Here is a 21,166-nt window from a genome sequence, read left to right as displayed (position 1 = left end):
AAATGCTATTCTTCCAGACAACCAGATCGTCCTCTAGTATCTATGAGATAAATGATTTTCCATTCCCCATCAAAATTAATGAGTTGGAATGAGTTGATTCCGCAGTGACTGAATTTATCGTTCATCCAAAATTCATATCCGACCCAGGCATTGGCCATCGTCCGGTCCACTTGAATGGAGAAAGAGGTTAACTTTTCCTCAAATTGGATACTGTCTGGAATACTCGTTATTGAGTTGATAAAATTGGCATATTCCTCGGTACGGAATCTTGTTTTGCCCTCTTTATCCCTACCCGTGGTCTGCAAAACCATATCCTTGACCACGGTACTATTGATAATGCTGGAGTCTTGTTTGTGAAACCCATCGAAAAAAGTTTCCACAACCTTTTTAACCGCCTGCTGTTCATCATAAGTGGAAGGGTTTGGCCCTTGGGCGTTTACGGTTAAAACTAAACCTAAGGTCAAGCTTAAAATCGAAATAGTTCTCATTTTTGAAGTTTTTTGATTGCGCTTCAATTTAAACAAATCTGCTTACATTTAGCTATTAAAACAAAACCGAATGTCAGTCGCAAAAAAAGAATATAAAAGGGTAACGGTAAAGTCATTGATAGAAATGAAACAAACTGGGGAAAAGATATCCATGCTTACCTCCTATGATTATTCCATGGCCAAAATCGTTGATGCCGCCAATGTAGATGTGATTCTTGTTGGAGACTCAGCAAGCAACGTCATTGCAGGTCATGAAACCACACTGCCCATAACCTTGGATCAGATGATTTACCATGCCAGCTCCGTAGTACGTGCCGCAAAAAGAGCACTTGTCGTGGTGGACATTCCTTTTGGAAGCTATCAAGGTGATTCGAAAGAAGCGTTGCGTTCCGCTATCAGAATCATGAAGGAAAGCGGAGCCCATGCTGTAAAAGTGGAAGGTGGAGCGGAGATAAAGACTTCTATAAGCCGAATTCTGGAAGCTGGAATTCCTGTTATGGGACATCTTGGGTTAACACCTCAATCCATTTATAAATTTGGCACCTATACGGTACGTGCGAAGGAAGATCAGGAAGCCATAAAACTTAAGGAAGATGCCAAACTCTTGGAAGAAATTGGTTGTTTCGGGATCGTTTTGGAAAAAATTCCAGCCAAATTGGCCCAAGAAGTAGCAGAGAGTGTTTCCATACCCATCATTGGTATCGGTGCCGGTAACGGGGTTGATGGTCAGGTGCTTGTAGTACATGACCTTTTGGGAATGACACATGAGTTTAATCCTCGATTTCTTAGGAGGTACATGAACCTCTATGAGGAAATGGGGAATGCCATTTCACAATATGTTGACGATGTGAAGCGTCGGGATTTTCCGAATGAAAACGAACAGTACTAATTGCCAATTCTGAACTAACAATTTTCAATTGGGAGACAGGTCCAATTCTTCAAATCTTATGGTCCTCTTTGAGGACAACCATCTTATTGTAGTCAACAAGAGATCAGGAGATATTGTACAGGGCGACAAAACTGGGGATACGCCCTTAAGCGAGGTCGTTAAATCCTATCTCAAGAAAAAGCACAATAAACCAGGCAACGTATATTTAGGGGTAGTGCACAGGCTGGACAGACCCACCTCGGGAATTGTGGTTTTTTCGAAAACGTCAAAGGCCCTACCCCGGTTGAATAAATTATTTTCAGAGGGAAAAACCAAAAAAACCTATTGGGCCGTGGTCAATAAGGCGCCGGAAAAAGAAAATGGGGAGCTCATACATTGGCTTGTAAGAAACCCAAAACAGAATAAGTCCTACGCCTATAAAAAGGAAGTTGCCGATAGCAAGAAGGCTATTTTAACCTATAGGTCAATAAAGGTTTTAAATTCATATACCCTTCTGGAAATAGATTTGAAGACGGGCAGACATCACCAGATTCGGGCCCAATTGGCAGCCGTAGGATGTTTTATTAAAGGGGACTTAAAATACGGTGCTCCAAGAAGCAACGCCAACGGCGGGATTCATCTCCATGCTAGAAGACTAGAGTTTGAACATCCGGTAAAAAAAGAAACTATCCAGTTTGAGGCGAACCCTCCGGAAGACCCGGTTTGGAATGCCTGTATCTAGCGTGTTACCGCCAGCGCTTTTTCTCTAATAATCTGTCCTACCGGCTTTCCATGCAAATGGCTTTCCAACCAGGAAAGGATATCCAAATATAAAAATGCCCTTTTTTCATAGGGATGATTCTCATATTTCTTGAGTTCCGTGTACAGTTTCTGAAACTCATTCTTCAAATCACTCGGATAAATATCGCCCAAACTCCGCAGAAACTTGATCATCTCTTTTTGTACGGCATGAAGGTCATTCATTTTCAGTAAAAACTTGTAGGTGCTTTTTAACTGTACCTCCAAATGATAGTCCATACCAGCCTCATAATGTGCCACCAAACTAAGTACCCGGGCAAAGCACATCAAGTCCTCGCGCATTTTCAAGTTCTTATTGGAAATGATTTTTTTGAGGTAGATGATGCAATTTTTGTGGTCTCCATTCCCAAAGTAAAGGCAGGCAATTTTATAATACAACAGCATAATATGATGCTCATCAATCCTTGCCCTGTGCTTTTTGATCCCGTATTCAATGATGTTTACCAAATACAACCCCTTGTCAAAAGTACCCTCCAGGAAATGTTGGTTGAGCTTGTTGGAATTGATATACAAAAATGCGAGAGATGATATATTGTCATTTTTTGGGAATCCAGGACTTGCAACCTGCTCCTCCAATCGTTTCAAGGTATCCTTGAATTGAGAACCGTATTTGACAAAGAAAAGCGCCTCCAATAGGTAATGGTTTCCCTTTAGGAAGAAAACCGGATTTAGCGCAATCATTTCCTTATTGTCGTAAAACAGGTCTACCCATTTACTTGCAAATTTGTAGGAGGATAAAAAATCTTGGGTCAATAAGCTATACCAGAGATGCGCCTTATAGAGCCAGAGTTTCTCCCTGAAACCTAATTTCTCAATGTTGTAATGAGGCAATTGCGCTTCAAAATAGCTTTTCACTTCCTGCAAATCCTCATCGTTTCGCACGTAACCTACCTTGAGCATTTTTCCATAGAGCTGAAGCGAAAGATTGGACAATTTGCTTGTCATCACATTGTCTTCAGAAAGCTCTTTGGCCAAAACGGCCAGCTCATCCGCGCGATGGGGTATGCTTCGAGTGATATATTGGGTCTCAATAATTTTCTCCAATTCCACAATTTCATAGGCGACATTTTTTTCCTCATTCTCAATGGCCATGTTCTTGGCCTTATCCAAAATCTTAAGACTTTGTTTATACAGGCCTTTTTGGTACAAAATAGTTGCGAAGTCCAGTTGTTCACGAATCTGGACCCTAATATTCTGGTTGACCGGGTTCAATCGCAGACTTACCAAAATCTGCTTGTACAAATGCGCCTTAAGGTTGGATAGTTGTGCTTTTTTTACGATTCCACTATCTAAAATCTGCTTTTCGTCGTAGTTACGCATTTTATCAAGCAGGTTAAAAAGTGCCAAAAATTTTGCATCTGTATTAACTCCAAGACGACCCACATACAGTTTGAACTGTCGTTTTTCCGATTTAGAAAGTGATTCAATCAACACGAATAAGGCATCCCTATGGGTATTTGTCATCGTAAAAAATATACTTTAAACAATTGTATAACAGCTATTTAAACTACTTGAAATACAATTTAACGTTGTAATGGATTAGCGCAACTACCGCTTCTAGCCTACTCCTGCCCTATCTTCGTATAGTTTAGATAAAACTGGCTAAAATAATGAGTAAAGATAAGGTACAAATATTTGATACAACCCTAAGAGACGGGGAACAAGTTCCGGGTTGTAAATTGGATACCACCCAAAAATTGGTCATAGCCGAGCGTTTGGACGAATTGGGCGTGGATATTATTGAAGCTGGCTTTCCTATCTCCAGTCCTGGTGACTTCAATTCGGTTAATGAAATTGCCAAGCTTGTAAAAAATGCAACGGTTTGTGGTCTTACCAGAGCTGTTAAAAAAGATATAGAAGTGGCGGCAGATGCCATTAAGATTGCAAAGCGCCCTAGAATACATACCGGAATAGGAACTTCCGATTCCCATATCAAATACAAGTTCAACTCTACCCGTGAAAAAATTATTGAACGAGCTGTAGAAGCTGTGGCCTATGCCAAGTCCTTTGTGGAAGATGTTGAATTCTATGCTGAGGATGCCGGTAGAACAGACAACGATTTCTTGGCACAGGTCTGTGAAGCCGTTATCAAGGCAGGAGCCACTGTACTTAACATCCCAGATACTACAGGTTATTGCCTTCCCGAAGAATACGGGGCCAAGATGAAATACCTAAAGGAGAATGTCACTGGGATAGACAAGGCCATTCTATCTTGCCACTGTCATAACGATTTAGGTTTGGCAACGGCCAATTCCATTGCAGGGGTTATCAATGGTGCTCGTCAAATTGAATGTACCATCAACGGCATTGGGGAACGTGCTGGAAACACTTCGCTAGAGGAAGTAGTGATGATTTTGAGGCAGCACCCTTACCTGAATCTCGATACCGATATCAATAGTCAATTGCTGTTGGATACCAGTCAAATGGTATCACAAAAAATGGGAATGCCGGTGCAGCCCAATAAAGCAATTGTTGGTTCCAATGCCTTTGCGCATAGCTCGGGAATTCATCAGGATGGGGTAATCAAGCAACGTGAGACCTATGAAATCATTGACCCCAAAGATGTTGGAGTAAGTGAGTCCTCAATTGTGCTTACTGCGAGAAGTGGTCGTGCGGCATTGGCCTACAGAGCGAAAAATGTGGGATACGAACTCACCAAACTACAATTGGATGTGGTGTATGAGAACTTTTTAAAGTTTGCCGACCAGAAAAAGGAAATCATGGATGAGGATATCCACCAAATTGTTGAAACCAGTGGTGTTTCCATCCAAAGCATGGCCTAATCTTCTTCTTTAACCGGAAAAGTACCATTAGATGAACTTGAAAATTGCATTGTTGGCCGGAGATGGTATTGGACCTGAGGTTTTAAGTCAGGCAGTAAAGTGTTTACAGGCTGTAGAAGAAACCTTCAATCACAATTTTGTGTATCGCGAAGCTCCGGTTGGAGCCATCGCTATTGACAAGCACGGGGATCCATTACCGGAGAAAACCCTAAATCTTTGTGAAGAAGCGGATGCCGTTTTATTCGGAGCTATTGGTGATCCCAAATACGATAACAACCCTGATGCGAAGGTGCGACCGGAACAAGGTCTTTTGAAACTTCGAAAAGAATTAGGTCTTTTTGCCAACATTAGACCCGTAAAAGTTTTTCCAAAGCTCCTAAAAAATTCCCCTTTAAAACCAGAAATTATTTCTGGAACGGACTTTACTATTTACCGTGAGTTAACAGGAGGTATCTACTTTGGTGAAAAGAAAATAAATGCTGAAGGTACAGAGGCTTCTGATTTGTGTTCGTATACTGAAAAGGAAATAAGCCGTATTGCTCACCTAGCATTCAAAGCGGCAAAAAATCGAAAAAACAAACTTACCTTGGTTGATAAGGCCAATGTTTTGGAGTCATCGAGATTATGGCGCAAGGTGGTTTCAAAAATTGGGGAAAGTTACCCAGAGGTCAAGCTCGAATACATGTTCGTTGACAATGCTGCCATGCAAATCATTCTCAACCCTAGTCAGTTTGATGTGATTTTGACAGAAAATATGTTTGGGGATATCATTTCCGACGAGGGCAGTGTTATCGGAGGATCTATAGGCTTATTAGCTTCAGCTTCAGTAGGTACTGATAGTGCAATGTTTGAACCCATTCATGGCTCTTATCCCCAGGCTAAGGGACAGGATATTGCCAACCCCATAGCTTCCATCTTGTCCGCAGCAATGTTGTTGGAACACTTCAAACTTTTCGAGGAAGCCATGGCTGTTAGGGAGGCCGTGGACAAATCCTTAAAAAAGGGTATTGTTACTCCGGATTTAGATTCCAAAAGCCAATACGGGACCAACCATGTAGGTGATTTTATTGCCGAGAACATTGTGGATAGCGACGATGATTTCAATATGAACGATGAAAACATCGATTTGGGAAAATCCACAATCATTTAGAGGGACTTCCCTCTCCTGAAGTCAGTTCCTGAATGGTTTGACTGAATTCTTCTTTAAACGCTTCAAACTTTTTGCCAGTAGCGGGTCCATTAAATCCGGTATGGATTTTTTTCACCTCGCCCTGTTTATCTATGTATATAGTTGTGGGATATGACAGTACATGATTGAGCATGGGCAATTTTTCATTGGCCTTTTGCTTGTTGGATGTTCCATATTGAGCCAACACTATGGGGTAAGGAACACCAGTCCGCTCCTTCAAACGCGCAATCCCTTCAAAAGCCTTTTCCTTGGTCTTGGCATATTCAAACGCCAATGCCACAAACTCTACCTCCAACTCTGGGTTTTTCTGCAAAAAATCGACATAAAACCGGGTCTCGTCCAAACAGTTTGGACACCAAGTTCCCATAATTTGTACCAAGGTCACCTTGTTTTGGAAGCGGCTATCCGACAAACTAACCATGGTTCCCTCTTCGTCTGGAAAACTAAAGTTGAACCTATCATACCCCTCTTTCAAATATGTAAGTGAATTGGCATCTGGAAGTTCAAAAGCTTCGTTTCTAACAGCCTTAAACTTTTCTACCGAATGATTTCCAGAATAAAACAGACCATTCAAGGTACTGTCCGTAACATGAGCCGTAAATAAGAACACATGGGCGCCATCAAACGCCGAAAGCTTTAGCGTATCACCACTGACCGCCCCTTCCAAAAACCTATAGTCACCCGTTTTCGTTCTAAATGTACCTGTGACATCATTTCCGTTTTGCATAAGAATACCCTTGGCAGGATAGGGATTGTCCGTGTCATAATCAAAATGAGTCTCCCAAATTCCCGAAATATTGCTTATCGGCTCCTTCTCCACTTTAAACCGATCGCGCTTGCCAAACATGGCACTAAATGGTACTACCCTATTCAGGCTCTCCTTGATAAAGTTTCCCTGAATCCCGTTTTCATCGTAGGTTCCCAGAATATACCCTTCAAAAATGGGCATTTTAATACGAATGGAATCTTGGGTAAGTGTGATTTCATCAACGACCACTTCCTCATCAGCATTATACATTTTCATGATATAGTTACCCTCTTTACTTTTGGACAAGTTGAAATTGAATGGAAGATTCTCCGTTGGAGAAACGTCCATGGTTGCCCACCAATCCCCTAGATTTAAGGATTTTTTCTCCTCTGTACAGGAAAAAAGGAAAAGAAAAGAGACAAGAACTGGAAACCAAAATCTTCGCATGGAGTGGATATTTGACTTAAATATCGTAAATCCTACGGATAACTTACATATACCTCACCATGCCATGGTATATTTCCGTTGAATCTGTTGACCTATTGTTTTATCTTTGTCCACTTTAAATTTGGGGTATGAAGATTTCTTACAACTGGTTAAAGCAGTTTTTACAAATTGATTGGGATGCCGACAGGACTGGGGAATTACTCACAGATCTTGGTTTAGAGGTTGAGGGAATCTCCAAGTTTGAATCCGTCCAAGGTGGTTTGGAAGGTGTTGTGGTTGGGCACGTTCTCACCTGCGATAAACACCCCAATGCAGATCGTCTTAAACTTACCACAGTAGATATCGGCCAAAGCACCCCAGTTCAAATTGTATGTGGTGCGCCCAACGTAGAGGCCGGACAAAAGGTACCTGTTGCCACCATTGGAACCACTCTGTATAGTAAGGAAGGGGAAGCCTGGCAAATTAAAAAAGGGAAGATACGGGGAGAGGAAAGCCATGGGATGATCTGTGCCGAGGATGAGCTTGGCTTGGGTGAAAGCCATGATGGCATTATGGTGCTTAGCGAGGTACTGGAAGTAGGCACTCCTTGCGCCAAAGTTTTTGAGATTGAAAAAGATCAAGTTTTCGAAATTGGACTTACCCCCAACAGAGCCGATGCCATGAGTCATTTTGGAGTGGCCAGGGATTTAAAGGCCGGATTGGAGCAGCAAGAAATTCAAAAGGGATTGCTTACCCCTTCCACCAGTAACTTTCTTATAGATAACAGGTCCCTAAAAATTGATGTGGAGGTTGAGGACAGCCAATTGGCACCTAGATATTGTGGGGTGACCATAAGCAATATCATTGTCCAGGAATCCCCTGACTGGTTAAAGAACCGATTGAAGGCCATTGGACTTTCGCCCATTAACAATGTGGTGGACGTGACCAACTATGTGCTTCATGAATTGGGACAACCGCTGCATGCCTTTGACGCAAACAAGATAAAAGGAGGAAAAATTGAAGTCAAGACGTTGCCCGCGGGAACCAAGTTTGTGACTTTGGACGAGGTAGAACGTGAATTGCACGAGGATGACCTCATGATTTGTGACAGCGAAAAACCCATGTGTATCGCCGGTGTTTTTGGCGGGATTCATTCAGGAGTTACAGAAGACACTACTTCCATCTTTTTGGAAAGTGCCTATTTCGATTCGGTTTCCATTAGAAAAACGGCCAAACGCCACGGTCTAAATACAGATGCCTCCTTTAGGTTTGAGCGGGGTATCGATATTAACATGACAGAGTATGCGCTAAAACGTGCTGCTCTTTTGATCAAAGAAATTGCCGGAGGGGATATCAGTTCGGAAGTGGTGGACCTTTACCCAAAAAAGGCGCAGGAGCGTCAGGTTTTCCTAACTTTTGATAAAATCAACTCTTTAATAGGACAAGAAATTCCGAGGGATACCATTAAATCGATTCTTTCTTCTTTGGAAATCAAGGTCAACAATGTTACCGAATCCGGATTGGGGCTTACCATTCCCAACTACCGTGTCGATGTAGAGCGTGAAGTGGATGTCATCGAAGAGATTTTAAGGGTCTACGGTTACAACAATATTGACCACAAGGAAAAACTGACCGCATCCATTGCCAAGTCCTCTAAATTTGAGAATTACAGGGTACAAGATGTGGTCGCCAATATGTTGGCTTCCCAAGGATTTTACGAAACCATGACCAACAGTTTGGTAGCCGCCGGAAAGCAAGATTTGTTGAGTGGTGAGGACGCCAATGTCACCATGCTCAATCCCCTTAGTGCTGATTTGTCAGTCCTTAGGACCTCCATGTTGTTCTCTGGGCTCCAGACCGTGGGTTACAATTTGAACCGTCAAAAAACGGATTTGAAACTCTTTGAGTTTGGCAAGACCTACCACAAGTCCAAAAACGAGAATTTGGAAAAACAACATCTCTGTGTCTTCATTACAGGGAACCGCAATCAAAGTAGTTGGACCCAAGATTCCAAAAAAACGGATTTCTTCTACCTAAAAGGAAGCGTTGAAAATGTCCTTAGCCGATTGGGCATTGAGGGCGTGCTAACCAAACCGCATCAAGATGCTTCTTTTGCTGAAGGATTGGGCCTAAGCAAGAATGGGAAGCACATAGGGGCTTACGGACTTGTAAGCAAGACCATGTTAAAGGAGTTCGATATCAAACAGGATGTTTTTTATGCCGATTTGGATTGGGATGTAATTATGGAATTGGTTCGCGACCAAAAGATTTCGTTTAAGGATATCCCAAAATACCCTGAGGTCACAAGAGATTTTGCGCTTCTGTTGGATGAAAGTATTACATTTCAGCAGGTATATGATATAGCATGGAAAACGGAGAAAAAACTCCTTAAAAAAGTCAGCTTGTTTGATGTTTATCTCGGTAAGAAACTGCCAGATGGTAAAAAGTCATATGCGGTAAGTTTTACACTTTTGGATGAAAACAAAACTCTAACAGACAAGCAAATTGACAAAATAATGTCAAAGTTCCTAGCTGGATATCAAAAAGAACTTGGAGCGGAACTTCGCTAGATTCCCTTTTTACATTTGGGTGGGTTGGATTACACTGTCTATCTCGTGGATAACACTGTTTTTTTGACGTACATCTGCAGTTGTGATTCGAGCCGTATTGCCAATTGGGTCAGTCAATACAATATCATAGCCGTCCATATGGGCTACTAATTTTTTCCCTTGTATCGTGGTAAAACTTGCCTTGCCATTTCCCCTACACATAGCCCTTAAAATTTTGGAAGCTGTTAAATGACCGGCAACAATATGATACCCCAAAAGGGATTTCAATTCACTCTTGTCTTCGGAATTCAATAGCTCTTCAACCTTTCCATTGGAGAACCGCTCAAAAGCCGCATCGGAAGGAGCGAATACGGTAAGGGGACCCGCCTCATCCAATAACGATTCCATCTCAGACGCCTTAACCGCCTCAAAAAGTATTTTATGACGGTCTGAGTCCAAGGTTCTTTCCGCAGTGATATCGCTAGTAAAGGTTTTAGAATTTTGGCCGTAAACCGATAGGGAAAGGACAAAGCACAGACTAAGTAGGATTTTGTTTGAGGGAGCTTTCATAATGGTTCTAATCTTTGGGACTTTTCAATCTGCAGCACCTAAAATAATGCCTTTATACGTTTAAATGCCAAAAACTTCGATAAGATACACTTTTTTAACAAAACCGCCTCCGGAATTCGCTTTGTGAAATTTATTTAACAATATGTTAACATTTGCTTTTAGAGAGTCTTTTTCAGATGATTTTCCTAATTCGTTAACTTTGAAGAGATTGCTAAGAAGAACAAAATGATTTTACCAAAAACCAACATTGAGCTACAATTGCAAAGACTCAGGAAAAAGGAGGTGACTGAAGCACAGATTCTTGAAAATGTACAAAAGCTCCTTGAAGAACGTTTCACCCAAGAAAACAGAATCGATTCCGAATTAACATCAAGCAAAGGGGCCTCAACAAACGATTTTAATTTTGAATTGCTTGAAGCAGAAAATATCTATCACCTGGAGCACATCAAAAAAATATGCATCGATTATCGACTTCGATTTCTGGACAGCAGATACTTTAAGGGAGAGGTGCCCAAAAGTGGTGTGTCCAAAATCAAAAAATTGGAGGCCCAGCACAATACCGAACTGAAAGGTTTTAAGGTAATGGCACCTTCCAAGCTTTTTAAACTGGAAGACAAGGACGACCCATTGCTTTTTGCCCCGATCGGGAACGACTATTACTACCTAGTTCACAAATGGGGCAATGACCTGCACCCTCTTCGAAAACTGTTGGTATGGCCCTTTAAGAACATGGTGAATCTTGTGTTTTTCGTCCTTTTGATAAGTTACTGGATCACCCTATTGGTACCTGATGGGCTTTTTTCCAAAAATAGCTCTACCGCCGAGTTTTGGATTGTTTTCTTTTTTATGTTCAAGTGCATAGCCTCAGTGGTTATTTTCTATGGCTTTGCATTGGGTAAAAATTTCAATCCCGCTATCTGGAACAGTAAGTATTTCAATGCTTGATCAAACCGCCGCCACAGCATACATTTTGTCGCGCTGCTCCTTAATGGATTTATCCGACATATAATCATCAAAACTCAGGTAACGATCAATGGTTCCTTTGGGTGTTAATTCGATGATTCTTGTTGCAACAGTATGCACAAATTCGTGATCGTGGGTTGTCAGCAATACAGTCCCTTTAAAGTTCTTTAAGGAATTATTGAAGGCTGTAATACTTTCTAGGTCCAAATGGTTTGTGGGTTCGTCGAGCATCAATACGTTGGCTCGAAGCATCATCATGCGGCTTAACATACAACGCACTTTTTCACCCCCGGAGAGCACGGTGCATTTTTTCAGGGCTTCTTCCCCACTGAACAACATTTTCCCAAGGAAACCTCGGATATATACCTCTTCCCGCTCCTCTTCTGTCTTGGCCCACTGCCGAAGCCAATCCACCAAATTGACATCCTCCTTAAAGTAAGAGGCATTGTCCGCTGGTAGATAGGATTGGTTGGTGGTCACCCCCCATTGGTAAGAACCACTATCTGCTTTTGTAACGCCGTTGATAATATCATAAAATGCCGTTGTGGCCCTTGAATCCTTAGAGATAATGGCCACTTTGTCTCCTTTGGCCAGATTGATATTCACGTTCTGGAACAGTAAATCACCATCTTCCGAAGTGGCTGAGAGTTTTTCTACGTTCAATATTTGATCGCCGGCTTCACGCTCACGCTCAAAAATAATGGCGGGATACCTTCTACTGGATGGTTTGATATCCTCAATTTTCAGTTTATCCAACATCTTCTTTCTTGAGGTGGCCTGCTTGCTCTTGGCCACATTGGCACTAAATCGCTGGATAAACTCCTGAAGTTCTTTGGCTTTCTCCTCTACCTTTTTGTTCTGTTGCGCTCTTTGGCGCGCTGCCAATTGACTACTTTGATACCAAAATGTATAGTTCCCTGAAAACAGATTGATTTTTCCAAAGTCAATATCCGCTATACTGGTACAAACCGCATCAAGGAAGTGCCTGTCGTGGGAAACCACAATGACAGTGTTATCATAGTTTGCCAAAAAGTTCTCCAACCAATTGATGGTCTCATAATCCAAATCGTTGGTAGGCTCATCCATGATCAGTACATCAGGATTGCCGAACAGAGCTTGGGCCAAGAGTACTCTTACTTTAAGTTTGGAATCCATATCTGCCATGGCCGTATAATGTAGCTCTTCAGAAATACCAAGGTTGGAAAGCATGGCCGCTGCATCGCTATCGGCGTTCCATCCATTCATCTCTTCAAATTGTACTTGGAGCTCCCCTATCTTTTCTGCATTCTCGTCAGAGTAATCTGCATAAAGCGCATCGATTTCCTTCTTAATCTTAAAAAGTGGCTTATTTCCCATCACCACGGATTCGAGCACAGGAAATTCATCATACGCATTATGGTCCTGTTCCAGGATCGACATTCGCTTGCCCGGCTCCAGGTTTACACTGCCCGAAGTAGGCTCCATCTGTCCGGACAGAATCCTCAAAAACGTGGATTTGCCTGCCCCATTTGCCCCAATGATTCCATAGCAATTCCCATGGGTAAAGGTCACATTCACCTCGTCAAACAACACTCTTTTTCCGAACTGTACCGATAAATTGGATACTGATAACATTCCTTTTCTTATTTTGGTGCAAAAGTAGCTAAAACACGGTCGTATTTCCAATTTAAAAGTGGATTATTAAACATCACTAAAACAAGGTTTTACAACATTTAACTAGCTATTAACAAGCTTAGGATTAAGCTATTCTTAATTTTGTTGGTCAAATATGATCGTTCGCTTTATATGATTAGATTTTTACTCGGCCTCTCTTTAGTGTCCATTTTGTCGTGTACTGGAAGATCCGGGGATTGCCCCACGGTCTTTTTTGGAGGAGAGATAGTCAACCCCACCAGCGATTATGTGGTCCTATATCGGAACGATTCCTATATCGATTCGGTACAGCTGGACGACAATAACAGATTTGCCTTCAAGCTTGGCGGGATTGAGGAAGGCCTCTACCATTTCGATCACAGTCCAGAACAACAGTACCTATACCTTCAGGAAGGCGATAGCATCCTCATACGTTTAAATACCATGGAATTTGACGAGTCTTTGGTTTTCTCAGGGCGCGGCAGCGACATCAATAATTTTCTTGTAGAAATGTTCTTGGCCAACGAACGAGACGAGCACTTGGTCTATAGCTACTACAAATTACCCCCCGAGGATTTTGCTCGCAAGCTGGATTCCATCAAGAATATCAAAATAAATATGCTTCAGGATCTTACCGCAGACAACACGCTAAGCGACAAGGTTGTGGAGATGGCGGAAGCTTCAATCCATTATACCGACTTTCTCCATAAGGAAACCTATCCGTTCTATCACAAGAAAAAAACCGGCAACGAGGTTTTTGAACAGCTTTCGGATTCTTTTTATGATTATCGGGCCACTTTGGATTTGAACAACAGGGAGCTTGCATACTTTAGACCCTATTTTGATTTTCTGAAATACCACTTTGGCAATTTATCCTACATGACCTGCCAAGTGGGCTGCGGAACAAATGAAAAACCCGCAATGGGACGTCTGCACTTCAATAAACACAAATTGAAACTGGTAGATAGCTTGGTCAAGGAACAGGAATTGCGCGATATCCTATTCAGAAACATCGCCATGGATTATCTTTTAAAGGAACACAATGCAAGTCAGGAATGCCAGATTTTCATTGATAAGTTTAGAAAGCTTTCCTCCAACGAGGATCATAAAGCCGAAATCAATCACCTGTACGAAGGTATTCAGAATCTGCAACCGGAAAAGGAACTGCCGAATCTTCAAATAGTCAACATTGACAATGAAAGAGTATCCTTAAAGGATATTAGTAAAAATAAAAAGACCGTCTTCTATTTTTGGACAGCCTCCCAAAAAGGACATTTCAAAAATATCACCAAGCGAGTTGCCAAGTTACAGGAAGAATATCCCGACCACCATTTCGTGGGCATCAATGTTAAGACCAGTCACACCCAATGGATGAATATGCTGGAAGAGTACAATTTGGACAAGTCCAAGCAATTCCATGGGGATGATTTCAGGGAAGTTCAGACTGCCTTGATCTTGGATGATCTTTATAAATGTGTTATCGCGGAAGATACAGTGGTGGTAGACGCTTTTACCAATCTATACGCGGCATTCTAAAAAAAGAAACCCCGAAAAACATAGTTTCCAGGGTTCGTAAATCCTATATTAATCGTAAATCCTTTAGGAGTTTCCCTTTCGGTAATCCGCCAAGAATTTTTCCAATCCAATATCTGTAAGGGGATGTTTTAAAAGCCCTGTAATGGACGATAAAGGTCCGGTCATGACATCGGCGCCTATTTTGGCACAATCGATTACATGCATGGTATGACGGATGGAGGCGGCTAGAATTTGAGTATCAAAACCATAGTTGTCATAAATCAACCGAATCTCGGAAATCAAATTGAGTCCGTCGGTTGAGATATCATCCAAGCGTCCCAAAAAAGGAGACACATAGGTAGCCCCGGCTTTTGCCGCCAAGAGTGCCTGACCAGGTGAAAACACCAAGGTGCAATTGGTACGGATTCCTTTATCAGAGAAATACTTTAAGGCCTTTACACCATCTTTGATCATGGGTACCTTAACCACAATCTGCTCATGTAATTTAGCCAGCTCCTCCCCTTCCTTGACCATAGCGTCAAATTCGGTGGAAACTACTTCTGCAGAAACATCGCCCTCAACGATATTGCAGATATCCACATAATGCTTTAAGATATTGTCTTTGCCAGTAATACCCTCCTTGGCCATCAAGGAAGGGTTGGTGGTAACGCCATCCAAAACACCCAATTGTTGTGCTTCGGCAATTTGGTCGAGATTGGCGGTGTCTATAAAAAATTTCATGCTACAAACGCTGTTTTAAGTTGTAAAAGTATTCGACACGAATTTACAACATTAACCAGCCTTGTGTTCAATATTTGCTTAAAATATGTGTTAAGCGCTTTTAATCCACCACTTGAATTGTGAAGTCCCTAACCGTGGAATCAGAACAGGTTGGGCTACCGTCGTATCCATAGTAATCATAGGTTTCTACAAACAGTTCCACGCTAAACCTATAGGTTCCCCGTTCCTCTGGGATGCCAAAAAATTCCACCGACCTTCTATTGATATCATAAAATATGCCCGGCGGTAATTCGCCAAACACGTCAAAATCGTAGTCGTAGTCGTCGTCATTGACCTCGTTGCTGATCTCTGCCGTAACAATGCCATAATATCTTTCACCCACCAAACCCAACTCCAAGGGTTTATCATGAATTTCTGGATTGATGTTGAAAACGCATTCGTAAATCTCGTCGCAGCCTTGCAGAAGCATGGTGAAGGCCGCCAAAAAAATGATGGTTGTAATGTTCTTTGGTTTCATGTTTCAACATGAATCAAAAAACATGCCATCAGTTTAAAGCTTGTAATGATTGGTCAAAAGTTTCTCGTAAAGTTTCCCTGGCAATATCCGTTTCAGCAAGAGCGAAAGCCTTTGCATAAATTCCCCAACCGGGTAGTGGATGTTAGGGTTTCGCTTCTCAATTATCGCATGCACCTTGTGGGCCACTTGCATCGGGTCGCCTCCTGCATCCACATGCTCGTTCATAAGATCCAAACTTTTTTGATACACCTCCTCATAGGCCGAACCTTTCGTTACTGGAGCATGGTATCTTCCGGCCGCAATATTGGTGGCAAAGTCCCCAGGGGCCAAATTGGAAATTCGAATCCCAAAGTTCTTGGTTTCCATTCGTAAGGCCTCGGTTACCAAGCTTAAAGCACCCTTGGTGGCTGAATAATAACCGCGGAAGGGCAATCCCATATAACCAGCTATGGAAGTAATATTGATGATGACTCCCCCACCCTGCTTTCGCATCTGCGGTAACACGGCCTTCATCATATGTATGGGGCCATGAAAATTGGTGTCAAACACATTCAGTATTTCCTCATGGGGCGTTTCCTCTATGGGGCCGGTAATGCCAACTCCCGCATTGTTGATCAAAATATCCAAGCGGCCCTCGGCTGCAATAACCTTTGTTACTGCCGCTTCCACACTTTCTGGTAATTTCACATCCAACGCTATAAGTTGAAACGCATCAAAATTGGGGTATTTGTCCAGATTCCTTGTGGTTCCGTAGACCGTAAAATCTTTTGATGTTAGATAGGTGCCTATTGATTTTCCTATACCTGAGGAACCGCCGGTGATCAATACAACTTTTTTATCCATCTGAAGGGTTTGAAAGTGCCCCAAAAGATACATAATCAGGAGAATTTAGGGCACAAAAAAAGGCAAGCTACCTACATCGCACCGCTACAACCACATACCCTTGCTGCGTTCCCGCCCTGGGGGATTTTGCAGGAGCTGGTCGTGTAGGACTTGCCAAATGCAAATATACGACCATTTTAAATTTGCCGCAATCCTATTTCATTCTTAATTTCGAATGTCAAGGTATCTTAACGATGAAACATAGTAATAAAACCATGGTCAAAATCCTAACCATCTTTAGCTTCCTCCTATTCTTCTTGGGTTGTGGGGAAACCGACCCCTCCAAATTATTTGCCATACAGCTGGAGGGAAAGGGAAATAAATTTCAAAATAACCAAGAAATCGGTATCACCATCAGGAATAAAAAAGAGGTGGACATTTCGGAACCTAAATACTTTATCGATGGTCAGGAACTTGCTGTCGTCAATGGCAAGGTACGACTGACCTCCAACACCCTTGGCTCTAAGACCCTTGTAGCCAAAATTGGTTTTGGGGAGCAAACCGTGGAAATAGAAAAGAAAATAAAACTACTTGCCGCCAATGCCCCGGTGGTTTACACCTATGATATTGTAAACACCTTTCCCCACGACCCGACCGCATACACCCAAGGATTGGAATTTCATGACAACATATTGTATGAAAGCACAGGCAAAAAAGGATTTTCCACGCTAAGAAAGGTCAACTTTGAAACTGGGGAGATTACACAAAAAATAGATATGGACGCCAGTGTTTTTGCAGAGGGAATTACACTGCTCAACGACCAGTTGTACCAGCTCACCTGGCAGAGCGGCATGGGCTACGTATACAAACCCGAAAACTTGGAACGTATAAAAAGCTTTAGCTACGATCAAAGTAGGGAAGGTTGGGGCCTATGCAACGATGGAACCAAAATCTTTAAAAGCGATGGAACCGAAAAAATCTGGTTCTTGGACCCAGAAACCTTGGAAGAGCAGGGGTATATAGAAACGGTGACCAATAAATCCATTTTTAACAAGGCCAATGAACTGGAATACTTAAATGGAAAAATCTACGCCAATGTCTACCAAAAGGAAAGTATAATGATCATAGATGCCTCGACCGGGGCCATTGAGGGAGTCATAAATTTTGGAGGCCTCAAGAACAAAATCAAAAAAGGGCCCAATTGGGACGAGGGCAATTCTGTCCTCAATGGGGTGGCCTACCACCATGAGCGGGGCACCTTCTTCGTGACCGGAAAAAACTGGAACAAATTGTTTGAGGTGAATATCAGAAAAAAGGATTGATGCAGGTCTATACGGAGGAACGCACCGTTGCCCAGCATGATCTGGACGCCTTAAACCATGTGAACAATGTGCGCTATGTGGAATGGATTCAGTCCATTTCCGAAAGCCATTGGCTGACAGCCACTGACAACGCCGCTAGAAAGGATTTGGTCTGGGTGGTAAAAAACCATAACATCACCTACAAGCGTTCCGCAATGTTGGGCGATTCCTTGGAAATCAAAACCTTTATTCAAGAAACCAAAGGACCTTTATCTATAAGAGTGGTTGAAATCCGGAACAATAAAACCCAGCAACTTTTGGTTTATGCTATAACGGAATGGTGTTTATTGGACGGAGTAAGTTTAAAACCCAAACGCGTCCCGGAAGCCATCCAGAAATTATTCGGTTAAAGTGAACACTCGGTACCCCAAATACCTTTTTGCCCTCTTCCTTTTAGTGCTTATAGTGCTGGCCGGCTCATGCAGAAAGGACTTTGAGTTTGCACCAAGCACCGGAAATCTCTCCTTTTCTAAAGACACGGTGTTTCTGGATACCATTTTTAGCAATATTGGCAGTGCCACCTATACCTTAAAGGTATACAACAGGGGCAATAGGGATGTCAGTATTCCCTTTATTGGTCTGGAAACAGGCGAAAACAGTAGTTACAGGCTAAATGTTGACGGACAGGCTGGGAAAACATTTACCGATATTCCACTGTTGGCCAAAGACAGCCTGTTTGTATTTATTGAAACCACCTTTGATGTGGCTCCTGCAGGAACGACGGATTTCCTATATGCCGAAAGCCTGCTCTTCGGAAATGGCGAAAACATCCAAGAGGTGGAATTGGTCACCTTAATCAAAGATGCCGTGTTTTTATATCCGGCCACCCTATCAGATGGCACCAAGGAAACTTTGGTATTGGGACAAGATACGGACGGCAACGATATTCGGGTAGAAGGTTTTTATCTGGAACCCGAGCAATTGCTCTTCTCCAATGAAAAACCCTACGTGATCTATGGCTATGCGGCCGTGGCAGAGGGAAACTCCCTTGTCGTTCAACCTGGGGCCCGGGTACATTTCCATGCCAATTCAGGTCTTTTGGTAGAGTCAGGTGCCACATTACAGGTGAACGGGCAACTCAGTGAAGACCAAGAACTTTTAGAAAATGAGGTGATTTTTGAAGGTGACCGACTAGAACCCGGTTATGCTCGGGAACCCGGCCAGTGGGGTACGGTTTGGATCAGGGAAGGTAGTGTCGGCAACAATCTGGAAAACCTCACCCTAAAAAATGCCACTGTGGGCCTTCGTGTGGATGGGGATGGAATATTGGCCTCCCCCACCCTTGCCCTCGCCAACACCCAAATCTACAATAGCCTTAATCAAAATTTATGGTCCACCGGGGCACGAATAACCGCCCAAAATACGGTGCTGGGAGGCGCAGGCGCCAGTACGCTCCAAATAGATCAAGGCGGTCAGTACCGATTTACCCATTGCACCATGGCCAACTATTGGTCCAACGGTCCAAGGCGGGCTGCGGCTGTATCCATCAATAATTTTGGGGAAAATGGTCCACAAGCACTTCAAAGTGCCGACTTCATCAATAGCATCGTGGATGGAACCCAAGCCATTGAACTATTGCTGGAAGCGGATACTTCTGCCACCTTTAATTTTAGCTTTACCAATTGTCTTCTTAAAATAAGGGACAACAACGGCAACTTGGCCAACGACCCACTTTATAACTTTACGGATACAAATCGTTATCGCAACACTATTCTGGATCAAGAGCCCGATTTTTCACTACCTTTTAATGACCAATTTAGCATTGGGGCAAACTCCGCCGCGCTGGACAATGCGGACCCCGATAATGCCCTTACCGTCCCCACAGATATTCTTGGTAAGGACAGAATCCAAAATCCGGACATTGGCGCCTATGAATTTGAGGTGGATCAGTAAGATTTGAGACCAAAAGTCACAAATTACATGTTAAAACTCTAGTTTTTAGAGGAAACCCCTAGTTTTTTTAAGGGAAAACTGCAACGAGTTTTTTTGGGACGTTAGTAACTTGCACCCAGTCATTTACACATGGATTACACCTACGCCATAATCGATTCGAACGCCGCCTCCAAGCTGCAATTGCAAGTTTACTTGCAAGAGTATGGAGATTTCGTTTGTGCAGGTACCGCTCCCGATCCGGAACAGGGTCTTAACCTCATCCTAAAACATACCCCGGATGTGGTCTTGATCAACCTGAACGAGGAAGGCTATAGTTATTTCCATATGGTCTCGGAACTGAACCAGTTCATGCAAGACCTCCCTATTATTATTGGATTCTCCAACTCTAAAAAATATGCGTACAATGCGATCAAGAGTGGTTTCTTTGACTATTGGATCCTGCCGCACAACGAATTTGATATCCGCAAGACCGTGCTGCGCCTTCGCAAACTATATCCCAAGCAGCATATCCCCTCTACCATCTGCTTAAAATCGTACAACGATTACCGCTATTTGAACACCAACGATATTCTATATCTCAAATCGGACAACAACGCCACCGACTTCTTTATGCGGGATGGCAATGTGATCAGTGCATTTAAAACCCTGAAGTCCTTTGAGCAACAACTGCCCGAAAGTTTTATCCGGATCCACCAGAGCTATATCCTCAATAGCCGTTATGTAAGCCGTATCAACTATGGGAAGGGCATGTGCACCTTGCGCAATGAGCGCCGGGACGAGCTGCCATTCTCCAAGACCTATAGGGAACGCATAGATGCCCTAAAGGAAATGCTCTCCAAAACTGCGGTAAATAGCTACAATTAGGTGAATTCTTACCTTTTCCAGTAAAATTCTAACACATCTTGTCCAAATACTAAAACAATCTGTGTCTGCCCCTCAGTTTTTATGTGCTAAGATATCTTGGCTGCATAAACCTTTTTTCATAACCATAAAAACTGAGAATGATGAAGAAGACATTAAGTATTTTGGCCCTTGTAGTAATGAGTGTAGGATTATTTTCTTGTGAAGCAGAGACTAATGTGGAAGAAACTAATGCGCTAATGGCAGAAATTGGAGATCAGGATTCTAGCACCGGAAATTCCAGCCAAGATGATGACCGTCAATAACCAATGGTAATCATGGATCTGGTGAAAAACATCAAAACTAGGTTTATTTTGTTTGGCTTGAGCATATTTTCATTGGCATGTTATGATAATGAAAACAGTAAAAACTCAGCCTTGGA

20 protein-coding genes and 1 other RNA gene are annotated in these 21,166 nt (G+C 42.6%); 12 read left to right on the top strand and 9 right to left on the bottom strand.

All coding sequences use genetic code 11. From position 1 onward, the window contains the following. Window positions 1–5: 5 nt before the first annotated feature. Window positions 6–488 carry a nuclear transport factor 2 family protein gene (locus BUC10_RS02975; protein ID WP_073176404.1) on the bottom strand — a complete coding sequence of 161 codons (483 nt, stop codon included), beginning with the start codon at window positions 486–488 and terminating at the stop codon, window positions 6–8. A 70-nt stretch (window positions 489–558) separates the two neighbouring features. Here BUC10_RS02975 and panB point away from each other — a divergent pair, with 70 nt between their 5' ends. Next, entirely contained in the window at window positions 559–1,377 is an 819-nt protein-coding gene (gene panB, locus BUC10_RS02970) for a 3-methyl-2-oxobutanoate hydroxymethyltransferase (RefSeq protein ID WP_073176403.1), read from the top strand. 58 nt (window positions 1,378–1,435) lie between these two features. Then, window positions 1,436–2,098 carry an RluA family pseudouridine synthase gene (locus BUC10_RS02965; RefSeq protein WP_073176402.1) on the top strand — a complete coding sequence of 221 codons (663 nt, stop codon included), beginning with the start codon at window positions 1,436–1,438 and terminating at the stop codon, window positions 2,096–2,098. Here BUC10_RS02965 and BUC10_RS02960 read toward each other — a convergent pair. After that, complete coding sequence (locus tag BUC10_RS02960) at window positions 2,095–3,639, bottom strand: hypothetical protein (protein WP_073176401.1); 1,545 nt, start codon at window positions 3,637–3,639, stop codon at window positions 2,095–2,097. The genes BUC10_RS02965 and BUC10_RS02960 overlap by 4 nt on opposite strands. Before the next feature lie 146 nt (window positions 3,640–3,785). Between BUC10_RS02960 and BUC10_RS02955 the strand changes: the two genes are divergently transcribed. Continuing rightward, the gene (locus BUC10_RS02955) at window positions 3,786–4,958 is read left to right on the top strand and encodes a 2-isopropylmalate synthase (RefSeq protein WP_073176400.1); all 1,173 of its coding nucleotides are present in this window, start codon (window positions 3,786–3,788) and stop codon (window positions 4,956–4,958) included. Window positions 4,959–4,989: 31 nt separating this feature from the next. Beyond that, window positions 4,990–6,108, top strand: a complete 1,119-nt coding sequence (gene leuB / locus BUC10_RS02950; RefSeq protein WP_073176399.1) for a 3-isopropylmalate dehydrogenase — start codon at window positions 4,990–4,992, stop codon at window positions 6,106–6,108. Here leuB and BUC10_RS02945 read toward each other — a convergent pair. Then, window positions 6,101–7,342, bottom strand: coding sequence for a peroxiredoxin family protein (locus tag BUC10_RS02945; protein WP_073176398.1), 1,242 nt, complete (start codon window positions 7,340–7,342; stop codon window positions 6,101–6,103). The two genes, leuB and BUC10_RS02945, sit on opposite strands and share 8 nt — an antisense overlap. Window positions 7,343–7,470: 128 nt before the next feature. Between BUC10_RS02945 and pheT the strand changes: the two genes are divergently transcribed. Next, window positions 7,471–9,891 (top strand): phenylalanine--tRNA ligase subunit beta, encoded by a 2,421-nt coding sequence (gene pheT, locus BUC10_RS02940; protein WP_073176397.1) that lies wholly within the window; start codon window positions 7,471–7,473, stop codon window positions 9,889–9,891. Window positions 9,892–9,900: 9 nt separating this feature from the next. On the opposite strand, the gene BUC10_RS02935 is transcribed toward pheT, so the two are convergent. After that, entirely contained in the window at window positions 9,901–10,440 is a 540-nt protein-coding gene (locus tag BUC10_RS02935) for a fasciclin domain-containing protein (protein WP_073176396.1), read from the bottom strand. A gap of 225 nt (window positions 10,441–10,665) precedes the next feature. Here BUC10_RS02935 and BUC10_RS02930 point away from each other — a divergent pair, with 225 nt between their 5' ends. Further along, entirely contained in the window at window positions 10,666–11,385 is a 720-nt protein-coding gene (locus BUC10_RS02930; RefSeq protein ID WP_073176395.1) for a hypothetical protein, read from the top strand. On the opposite strand, the gene BUC10_RS02925 is transcribed toward BUC10_RS02930, so the two are convergent. Continuing rightward, window positions 11,386–13,017 carry an ABC-F family ATP-binding cassette domain-containing protein gene (locus tag BUC10_RS02925; protein WP_073176394.1) on the bottom strand — a complete coding sequence of 544 codons (1,632 nt, stop codon included), beginning with the start codon at window positions 13,015–13,017 and terminating at the stop codon, window positions 11,386–11,388. It lies immediately after the preceding gene. Between the two features lie 171 nt (window positions 13,018–13,188). Here BUC10_RS02925 and BUC10_RS02920 point away from each other — a divergent pair, with 171 nt between their 5' ends. After that, window positions 13,189–14,571, top strand: a complete 1,383-nt coding sequence (locus BUC10_RS02920; protein ID WP_073176393.1) for a TlpA family protein disulfide reductase — start codon at window positions 13,189–13,191, stop codon at window positions 14,569–14,571. Window positions 14,572–14,634: 63 nt separating this feature from the next. On the opposite strand, the gene fsa is transcribed toward BUC10_RS02920, so the two are convergent. The 4 genes from fsa to ffs all read right to left on the bottom strand — a co-directional run bounded on the left by fsa (window position 14,635) and on the right by ffs (window position 16,807). Next, window positions 14,635–15,291: a fructose-6-phosphate aldolase gene (fsa, locus tag BUC10_RS02915; protein WP_073176392.1), complete on the bottom strand. Its 657-nt coding sequence runs from the start codon at window positions 15,289–15,291 to the stop codon at window positions 14,635–14,637. A 100-nt stretch (window positions 15,292–15,391) separates the two neighbouring features. Beyond that, the gene (locus tag BUC10_RS02910) at window positions 15,392–15,808 is read right to left on the bottom strand and encodes a hypothetical protein (protein WP_073176391.1); all 417 of its coding nucleotides are present in this window, start codon (window positions 15,806–15,808) and stop codon (window positions 15,392–15,394) included. 33 nt (window positions 15,809–15,841) lie between these two features. Continuing rightward, window positions 15,842–16,651 (bottom strand): SDR family oxidoreductase, encoded by an 810-nt coding sequence (locus BUC10_RS02905; RefSeq protein WP_073177085.1) that lies wholly within the window; start codon window positions 16,649–16,651, stop codon window positions 15,842–15,844. A 57-nt stretch (window positions 16,652–16,708) separates the two neighbouring features. Further along, window positions 16,709–16,807, bottom strand: an RNA gene (gene ffs / locus BUC10_RS02900) — signal recognition particle sRNA small type. 77 nt (window positions 16,808–16,884) lie between these two features. Here ffs and BUC10_RS02895 point away from each other — a divergent pair. The 5 genes from BUC10_RS02895 to BUC10_RS17790 all read left to right on the top strand — a co-directional run bounded on the left by BUC10_RS02895 (window position 16,885) and on the right by BUC10_RS17790 (window position 21,050). Further along, window positions 16,885–17,952: a glutaminyl-peptide cyclotransferase gene (locus BUC10_RS02895; RefSeq protein WP_245812760.1), complete on the top strand. Its 1,068-nt coding sequence runs from the start codon at window positions 16,885–16,887 to the stop codon at window positions 17,950–17,952. After that, window positions 17,952–18,341 carry an acyl-CoA thioesterase gene (locus tag BUC10_RS02890; protein WP_073176390.1) on the top strand — a complete coding sequence of 130 codons (390 nt, stop codon included), beginning with the start codon at window positions 17,952–17,954 and terminating at the stop codon, window positions 18,339–18,341. The genes BUC10_RS02895 and BUC10_RS02890 overlap by 1 nt, the downstream gene beginning before the upstream one ends. A 1-nt stretch (window position 18,342) precedes the next feature. Further along, window positions 18,343–19,884, top strand: a complete 1,542-nt coding sequence (locus tag BUC10_RS02885) for a choice-of-anchor Q domain-containing protein (RefSeq protein ID WP_073176389.1) — start codon at window positions 18,343–18,345, stop codon at window positions 19,882–19,884. Between the two features lie 129 nt (window positions 19,885–20,013). Beyond that, entirely contained in the window at window positions 20,014–20,748 is a 735-nt protein-coding gene (locus tag BUC10_RS02880) for a LytR/AlgR family response regulator transcription factor (RefSeq protein WP_073176388.1), read from the top strand. Window positions 20,749–20,885: 137 nt separating this feature from the next. Next, entirely contained in the window at window positions 20,886–21,050 is a 165-nt protein-coding gene (locus BUC10_RS17790) for a hypothetical protein (protein ID WP_165614841.1), read from the top strand. Window positions 21,051–21,166: the final 116 nt, after the last annotated feature.

The sequence above is a fragment of the Flagellimonas flava genome (genome assembly GCF_900129665.1).
Classification (GTDB): Bacteria; Bacteroidota; Bacteroidia; order Flavobacteriales; family Flavobacteriaceae; genus Flagellimonas; species Flagellimonas flava.
The sequence above is the reverse complement of the archived record's forward strand: the minus strand, read 5'-3'. Positions and strand labels throughout refer to the sequence as shown.

What these genes read in the sequence shown, in the direction of transcription:
- BUC10_RS02975 (WP_073176404.1), bottom strand. Translation starts at nt 488, where the DNA reads ATGAGAACTATTTCGATTTTAAGCTTGACCTTAGGTTTAGTTTTAACC.
- panB (WP_073176403.1), top strand. Translation starts at nt 559, where the DNA reads ATGTCAGTCGCAAAAAAAGAATATAAAAGGGTAACGGTAAAGTCATTG.
- BUC10_RS02965 (WP_073176402.1), top strand. Translation starts at nt 1,436, where the DNA reads ATGGTCCTCTTTGAGGACAACCATCTTATTGTAGTCAACAAGAGATCA.
- BUC10_RS02960 (WP_073176401.1), bottom strand. Translation starts at nt 3,639, where the DNA reads ATGACAAATACCCATAGGGATGCCTTATTCGTGTTGATTGAATCACTT.
- BUC10_RS02955 (WP_073176400.1), top strand. Translation starts at nt 3,786, where the DNA reads ATGAGTAAAGATAAGGTACAAATATTTGATACAACCCTAAGAGACGGG.
- leuB (WP_073176399.1), top strand. Translation starts at nt 4,990, where the DNA reads ATGAACTTGAAAATTGCATTGTTGGCCGGAGATGGTATTGGACCTGAG.
- BUC10_RS02945 (WP_073176398.1), bottom strand. Translation starts at nt 7,342, where the DNA reads ATGCGAAGATTTTGGTTTCCAGTTCTTGTCTCTTTTCTTTTCCTTTTT.
- pheT (WP_073176397.1), top strand. Translation starts at nt 7,471, where the DNA reads ATGAAGATTTCTTACAACTGGTTAAAGCAGTTTTTACAAATTGATTGG.
- BUC10_RS02935 (WP_073176396.1), bottom strand. Translation starts at nt 10,440, where the DNA reads ATGAAAGCTCCCTCAAACAAAATCCTACTTAGTCTGTGCTTTGTCCTT.
- BUC10_RS02930 (WP_073176395.1), top strand. Translation starts at nt 10,666, where the DNA reads ATGATTTTACCAAAAACCAACATTGAGCTACAATTGCAAAGACTCAGG.
- BUC10_RS02925 (WP_073176394.1), bottom strand. Translation starts at nt 13,017, where the DNA reads ATGTTATCAGTATCCAATTTATCGGTACAGTTCGGAAAAAGAGTGTTG.
- BUC10_RS02920 (WP_073176393.1), top strand. Translation starts at nt 13,189, where the DNA reads ATGATTAGATTTTTACTCGGCCTCTCTTTAGTGTCCATTTTGTCGTGT.
- fsa (WP_073176392.1), bottom strand. Translation starts at nt 15,291, where the DNA reads ATGAAATTTTTTATAGACACCGCCAATCTCGACCAAATTGCCGAAGCA.
- BUC10_RS02910 (WP_073176391.1), bottom strand. Translation starts at nt 15,808, where the DNA reads ATGAAACCAAAGAACATTACAACCATCATTTTTTTGGCGGCCTTCACC.
- BUC10_RS02905 (WP_073177085.1), bottom strand. Translation starts at nt 16,651, where the DNA reads ATGGATAAAAAAGTTGTATTGATCACCGGCGGTTCCTCAGGTATAGGA.
- BUC10_RS02895 (WP_245812760.1), top strand. Translation starts at nt 16,885, where the DNA reads ATGAAACATAGTAATAAAACCATGGTCAAAATCCTAACCATCTTTAGC.
- BUC10_RS02890 (WP_073176390.1), top strand. Translation starts at nt 17,952, where the DNA reads ATGCAGGTCTATACGGAGGAACGCACCGTTGCCCAGCATGATCTGGAC.
- BUC10_RS02880 (WP_073176388.1), top strand. Translation starts at nt 20,014, where the DNA reads ATGGATTACACCTACGCCATAATCGATTCGAACGCCGCCTCCAAGCTG.
- BUC10_RS17790 (WP_165614841.1), top strand. Translation starts at nt 20,886, where the DNA reads ATGATGAAGAAGACATTAAGTATTTTGGCCCTTGTAGTAATGAGTGTA.